Genomic DNA, 6,950 nt, shown 5'->3' on the forward strand with positions numbered 1-6,950 from the left:
AGACATCATTCACCCCGCTTGTTCTTTATGGTTGTCATTCCGATTTCGCCGCCTGTCCGGACGTCACTCCAGACGGATCAACTTGAGCAGGTTGTGGTAAAAGGCCCCGATCACCAGGGCGATCACCGGCACACAAACGGCAATGACCGTTGCCGACGCGGCTTTCGCAAGCAGACTCCCTCCCGTCTGGCCCGCCCCGACGAACCGCAGGACAGGCGCCTGGAACTGAAACACGGCCAGATAGATCAGCGCCGACAGGACGGCCGAGACGATCAGCCCGGCCAGTTGTTTTTTGCCGAACAGGTAGCGGGCCTTCAACTCTTCGGCCGCCAGCACCGGACAGCGGAAGGTATCGGCCAGCCGACTGACCAGATCACGCTTCAATCGGTGCCGCGCCATCCCCTTGCCGGAGAAGACATCCCCGACCACCATCAGGCTGTAGTCCACACTTTTGGGGACATCCTGAATCAGGCCCGCCACCCCGCCATGACTGGTATGGGTGCAGCCCGCCCGTCCCACCTTGATCAGACGGTGCATGGTCTCCGACAGCCCCGGATCCATCTCCTCCCCGGGGGGCGCATCTTCGAGAATGCCGCCGTTCTCCGCACGATCGCCCGGTGCTGCGCCGGCCGCCGGGGTTCCCCCAGGGCCCCCCGGCATGATCCGGATCATTTCAACGGCCGCGTTCCATTTTTCAGCGATGTCGATCAGATGATCCATATGCTCGACCTGGGGATCGAACGTTTCACCCAGATAGAGAATATTGGTCGAGGCCTGGGTGCAGACAAACCCCTGGATGCCCGGCACCGTCTCCAGAACCTTGGGAATCGCCCGGGCCTGATCGGCCTGCCGGGGCAGATAGGTCACCGAAACATGCCCGTGTTCAGCCTTGACCATCACTTTCGCCCGGCAGGTGTGTTCATGCATGCCGATGGCGAGTCGGCAGCGTGCGGCAAGAATCAGGTCGGAAAGGGTCTGGGAGGAGGCCGGTGTGGCCTGAAATTCGGGCAAGGATGCGGCATTCATCAAAAAGTGGGCCGCGCTCTCCACGGACATGTGATGGGCGTTGATCGTCAGATCGTACATCGCCGGGTTTTCAAGGTCTTCGTTGTAGAGAATACGGACCCAGCGCCGGATATCCTGATCGGTCTGATCAATGAAGTCCCTGGCCTTTTTCCGGTCCAGATTCATCCGGGCCATGGCGGCGTCGATGCGGTATTCCTCATCGGCAATGGCCCGGACCCGCAGCACGTTGGACAGGCCGGGAAGCACCAGATGCCCCGCCCGCCCATGGTACACGATTCCCTGGGTCGCCGCTCTCTCACACAACTCCCGCGTGACAAAGGCCTTGAACAGATCGATGTTGATGCTGCGTTCTTCGGTGATGGGTTTGTTTTTCAGCACATCGATTTCGATCTTTCCGACGGGAATCCCGAAATCCGTGACCTTGTCCGTCACCTGTTCACGGCCCACGCAGGCGTAGCCCAATTTCTCGGCCAGCGCGCGGGCAAGATCGCTGCCGAATCCGTAACTGCCCCTGGAAATAGAAATGATCTGCATGGTAAACCTCACTCCCGGCTGATGTGCATGGGTTATTTGCCTTTCTTTGCACGTGTTCTGGGCGTCACAAGGGGACAGGTGATCAGGGGACGGACTTTCTCGAACCAGTGTTCCGATTTCCTGCGCCGCCTGCCGGTCAGGATATCCCCGTCACCGCCCCAGATGATGGCTGCAATGGCCGGTGCAACCGCGATGTATTTCAACAACTCCGATGCCTGAGCCCCCCGCCGGATCTCATGGCATCCCCCCTGGCCGTCCCGGCGGACACGCTCTCCGGCTTCGGCCAGCGCCGTTTCCCAAAGGCCGGACGCCATATCGCGGGGAACAAGCATCACAAGAGACAGAGCCCCGTCCATGCGCCGGGCCAGTTTCACGGCATAGTCCACCACCGCCGCATCGATCACGCCGTTTTCAAGGACAAGAAGAATCTGGCGTTCAAGGATCATGGGTCGGGGTCTCTCCCGGTCAGGGGTTCAGGCCATCGGGCCGGACAGGAAACGACCGCCCCTGCCCGGCGAGCTAAAAAAGCAGAATGCGTGCCAGACGGGATTCTTGGAAATATGTCAAATGATTACAGCGTATTGACCACAACGGCCGGGGGAAAACTCATGTTGCAGAATGCGACACCATGTGAGCCATGGCCTTGTAACTTATTGAATCGTAGAGTAATCTTTTCAAGTTGCATCATGCAACACCCATGTTGCATTCTGCATCATCCCGATCCCTATTCGTCGAGCATGGTCCGCTTGAGCCTGCGGTAAAGGGAAGCCCGGTTGATCCCGAGCAGACGGGCCGCTTCGGCTTTGCGGTGGCCCACCTTTTCAAGGACCCAGGCGATGTAGTCGGCCTGAACCTCTTCGAGGGTCCGGATGGGGCTGTGGGGGCGATGCACCGTGAAGGCGTCGTATTCCGCCAGATCCGCCGGGAGGTCGGCCACCCGGATGGTCCGGCCCCGGGCCATGGCCACGGCGTGCTCCACGATATTTTCAAGCTCGCGGATGTTGCCCGGATACCCGTAGTCGCAAAGCAGCTTCATCGCTTCTCCGGTGAATCCCGACAGGGGCTTGCCCATGCGGCGGCTGTGACGGTTGAGAAAAAACGAGGCCAGAAGCGGGATGTCCTCTTTCCGCTCATGGAGAAAGGGCAGATGGATATGAATCACGTTCAGACGGAAGTACAGATCCTGACGGAACAGACCGGCGGCGCAGAGTTCCTTGAGATCCCTGTTCGTGGCGGCGATGATCCTTATGTCCACCGAAACGGGGGTGGTGCCGCCCACGCGGATCAGCTCCCGTTCCTGGACCACCCGAAGCAGCTTGGCCTGCATGGACAGGGGCATGTCACCGATTTCATCGAAAAACACCGTCCCCTTGTCCGCGCTTTCCAAAAGCCCCGGCCGAACGCCCGAGGCACCGGTGAAAGCCTCCTTCTCGTGTCCGAACAGTTCGTTGGCCACCAGATCCTCATGAAAGGAGGCGCAGTTGAAGGCGACAAAACGGCCCCGGTTTTTGAGGCTGGTATCATGGATGGTCCTTGCCACCAGTTCCTTGCCCGTACCGGATTCGCCGGTGATCAGCACATTGGATTCCGAGTCCTCGATATGGCGGATCAGCTTCTTGATTTCGATCATCCGGGGACTTTTCCCGATGATCCCCCCATAGGCCTGCTCGACCTCGATCTCCTGCTCCAGCTCCCGGACCCGTCGGCTGAGTTTGAGTTTTTTGGCGGCCTGGGCCACGATGTGGCGTACCTCGTCGGGCCGAATGGGTTTTTGAAGGTAATGGAAAGCCCCTTTTTTGGTGGCGTCGATGGCCGAATCCACCGAGGCGTACCCGGTGATGATGATCACCTCCGTGTCCGGCGAGCGCTTTTTGGCCTGCTCCAGCAGATCGAGACCGTCCACCTGGTCGATCATCAGATCCGTCAGAACGATATCGAAGCGGTTCTCCCGGATCAGGCCCAGAGCCTCCGCTCCATCGGACGCGGTCCTGATCTCACACCCGTTCCGGCTGAGCAGTTGCGCCAGTCGTTTCAGGGTCATCGCGTCGTCGTCGACGACCAAAATGGACAGTTTTAAAGGAGCCGTCTGCGGTGAGTCGGTCATGGTCGCTTCCCTTTCGGGCCGATTCGCGGGTCTGCCGCCGCCGGACAATCACGATCGGCATATTTTGATAAAAACCGGCTGAATGTATCGGCAAATTTCGCTGCGTTCCTTGCGCTGAACGGTGCGGCGCCCTTGGTCATCATGCCGCTGTCCCGGATCTCCCGCATCAGATTTCTCATGGACAGGCAGTCCTTGATGTTGGCCTCGGTAAACAGGTCGCCATGATGGTTGACGGCATGGGCGTTTTTTGAGATCACGCTGTCTGCCAGGGGGATGTCTGCGGTGATAACCAGATCGCCTGCCTCAACCATGCCGGCAATGCGTTGATCCGCTTCATCGATTTTAGAACCCACAACAATGGATGTGATGTGTTTTGACGGACCGATAACGACCGGTTTGTTTGACACGACAACGGTTTCGATCCTCAGTCGTTCAACCGCACGAAGCACAATGGGTTTCAACAGATTCGGAAATGCGTCCCCGTCAATGAACAGCCTCATGATAAAATCTCTTTCACCCGCCCCACAGAACCGTCGGTCAACCGGACTTTGATACCGTGGGTGTGGGTGGGTGATTTTGTCAGGATATCCTTCACCACGCCCCGGGTTAGCGCCCCGCTTCGTTGGTCTTTCTTCAACACGATAGAGACCGTAAGGCCCGGCCTGATCGCCGATCTGTTTCGTCCGTCCATAACCGTTTTCGCTCCCTTGGCGTGATCACAATCAAATGATCTCACCTACCACAATTTTGCCGCCTTATGGTATCGATTTTCATTTCCCCCGTCCACCCCGGACATTTTACCCTATCCCTGAATGTTCCGGAAGATCTTCGCTTTGCCGGCACAGACGAGCCAGGAACGGCTTTACCCTTCGGACAAAGTGATGTAATAAACAGACACAATCCGTTCGAGCCGAAACAACACCGGTGTTTTGAGGAAAAATCAATGTGAGGGAACAAAGGGGGTATCATGCCGCGACACCGCGCAATGAATCGATTCCGTTTTTTCATGATCGTCGTCCTGGCGGCGTGCCTGTGTGCATGCACGGCAAGACCGTTGTCGGAACGAGGGCCTGCGCCCATCGACCTGACGGTTCTATTTTTCAATGACCTGCATGGCCACCTGGCTCCATTTACGGTCATGGGCGAAAACGGGGCCGAAGAGGTGGGCGGCATCGCCCGTTTGGCCACCCTGATCCGTCAGATCCGCACGGAAAACGTGAGTGAGAACCGGCAAACGATTGTCCTGCTGGCCGGCGACATTCTTCAGGGGACGCCCATGTCGACGGTCTTCAAAGGGGAGCCTGACATCATTTGTCTCAATGCCGTGGGCGTGGATGCCATGACGGTGGGCAATCATGAGTTCGACTTCGGATTGGAAAATTTTATGACGCTCAAAGAAAAGGCGGCCTTTCCCTTCCTCAGCGCCAATATCATCGTCAAAGAAAGCGGTGCGCTGCTGTGCCGGCCGATGGTCGAGATGCCACTCCAGGAAGGGGTCTCCCTCAGCATCATCGGCATGACAACACAGGAATTGCTTTCCACCACCAAAGCCGAAAACGTCAGCACGCTGGATGTCAGGGATTCCCTCTCAGCCGTGAACCGGGTTTATGCCGAAGCCCGCAAGCGGGGGCCGGTGCTGCTTCTTTCCCACAGCCGGCAGGAAACGGATCGCCGCATTGCAAGGGCACTGCCCGATCTGACCGCCGTCATCGGCGGACATGATCAGATCCTTATGTCGCCCTATGGCATCGAAGGACGCGTTCCCATTGTGCAAGCCTTTGAAAAGGGACGCTACCTGGGCCGTCTTGATCTGAGCATCGACCCCGCTACCCGGCGGGCAAAGCTGACGGATGTGCACTACATCAAGGTGACCGCCGACATTATCCCGGACCCTGAAATTGACGCGATCGTGAGTGAGTACGACGCCCGACTGGGCCATCAGTTCAAAGAGGTGATCGCCCAGGCTGAGACCTTCCTTAACGGCGAGCGGGAGCATATCCGCTATCAGGAGACCAATCTGGGTAATTTCATCACGGATATCATGCGATCCCACACGGGTGCCGAAATTGCCCTGATCAACGCGGGGGCCTTGCGGGCGAGCATCAAGGCCGGTCCCGTGACCGTGGAAGACGTCTTCAGGGCCATGCCCTACGGCAACGAGCTGGTTCGCCTGAACCTTACCGGTGCTGAACTGCAACAGGCGCTTCAACGGAGTGTCCGGGGCAGCCGGGGAGACGAAGACGGCGGCTTTCTTCACGTGTCCGGCATCACCTTCGATGTGCGCGGCAAAACCGTCGAAAATATCCGGGTTGGGGCGGAAGGGCGCCCCCTTGAACCGGCTTCACTCTATGCCGTGGTGGCGCCCGACTTCCTTGCATCGGGAGGCGATGGCCATGAGGTATTCAGGGGCAAGCCGACCATCCAAACCGGTTCCCCCTTGCGGGAGCTGATCATCGATACCATCCGGCAGCAAAAGACGATCTCCGCCAAAACGGAAGGACGCATCCGCCGTTTGGACCCTTGAATTGGGCCCATGAACGGCACCTTCTCATTGAAACCGGTTTAATCCGCTTGCCGGTCACCGAAGACACGTCAATTCATCATGCCTGTGGCACCTTGAATAAAGTTAGGTGTCACAGGAATCAAACGAATAGTTATATTGCCTTACCCGAACCCACCACGGCGCTGTTCAGGCGACTACACATGGTCCCTATTTGCGACAGGCAAAATATAATCATGTGGTTGATGGGACCCCATTACGGACAGGTTGTTTTTGATTCTTTTACCGCCCAACCACCCTTTGAATCAAAATCGACAGGCGTCGACGTCAATCATGGAGCAAAGAAAGGCCTTGTCCCTTAGAAACCAGGACTATTTTAAAGCAGGCGGGCCTTCAATTTCACGATGCATCTGACGTATAGGCGCAACGATCCAAGGGAGACGGGAGCATGACGTTTTGATCGAGCGAAAAGATTCAGGAAAAGCGTCTCAGGGCATAGACCCCCGATAGCCCGCTGATCGGATTGGGGATTTTTTCGCGTTTGTGCTTGAAATGGTCTTTGAAGTGGTCGTACATGCGGGTCACGAACTCTTTGGAGCCGATGATCTTGGAGTCCGTAAAATAGCGGGTCTGTTTGAAAAACCGGTCGGCCTGCGTGACCTCGAAATTCTTTTTCGCGGCCTTTGAAAAAGCCTTTTCCGGAATGGAACGGCCTTTGGTTGAGGGTTTGACCCCTATTCCATAAACAAATTTCCGGTAAAAGCTGATGCGCTGATCCTTTGAATA

Annotated in this window: 7 protein-coding genes; 1 reads left to right on the forward strand and 6 read right to left on the reverse strand. The window is 57.3% G+C overall.

The genetic code is table 11. The annotated features are described in order from the left end of the window. Window positions 1-63: 63 nt before the first annotated feature. From ACYQ11_RS13995 to ACYQ11_RS14015, 5 genes are all read right to left on the reverse strand, one after another. A complete protein-coding gene (locus ACYQ11_RS13995; RefSeq protein ID WP_459924421.1) occupies window positions 64-1,560 on the reverse strand; it encodes a cytidylate kinase-like family protein in 1,497 nt (498 codons plus the stop codon). Window positions 1,561-1,592: 32 nt separating this feature from the next. Continuing rightward, complete coding sequence (locus ACYQ11_RS14000; RefSeq protein ID WP_459924422.1) at window positions 1,593-2,006, reverse strand: hypothetical protein; 414 nt, start codon at window positions 2,004-2,006, stop codon at window positions 1,593-1,595. Between the two features lie 278 nt (window positions 2,007-2,284). Next, complete coding sequence (locus tag ACYQ11_RS14005; protein ID WP_459924423.1) at window positions 2,285-3,664, reverse strand: sigma-54-dependent transcriptional regulator; 1,380 nt, start codon at window positions 3,662-3,664, stop codon at window positions 2,285-2,287. Further along, window positions 3,661-4,164, reverse strand: a complete 504-nt coding sequence (locus ACYQ11_RS14010; RefSeq protein WP_459924424.1) for a YaiI/YqxD family protein — start codon at window positions 4,162-4,164, stop codon at window positions 3,661-3,663. Before ACYQ11_RS14010 ends, ACYQ11_RS14005 begins: the two co-directional genes overlap by 4 nt. Further along, complete coding sequence (locus ACYQ11_RS14015) at window positions 4,161-4,355, reverse strand: YwbE family protein (protein WP_459924425.1); 195 nt, start codon at window positions 4,353-4,355, stop codon at window positions 4,161-4,163. Before ACYQ11_RS14015 ends, ACYQ11_RS14010 begins: the two co-directional genes overlap by 4 nt. 276 nt (window positions 4,356-4,631) lie before the next feature. On the opposite strand from ACYQ11_RS14015, the gene ACYQ11_RS14020 reads away from it, so the two are divergent. After that, a complete protein-coding gene (locus tag ACYQ11_RS14020; protein ID WP_459924426.1) occupies window positions 4,632-6,188 on the forward strand; it encodes a bifunctional metallophosphatase/5'-nucleotidase in 1,557 nt (518 codons plus the stop codon). A 450-nt stretch (window positions 6,189-6,638) separates the two neighbouring features. Here the strand turns inward: ACYQ11_RS14020 and ACYQ11_RS14025 are convergent. Then, window positions 6,639-6,950, reverse strand: a 312-nt coding sequence (locus ACYQ11_RS14025) for a hypothetical protein (protein ID WP_459924427.1), incomplete at its 5' end; no start/stop codon positions are given.

This window comes from Desulfatiferula olefinivorans (genome assembly GCF_054657895.1).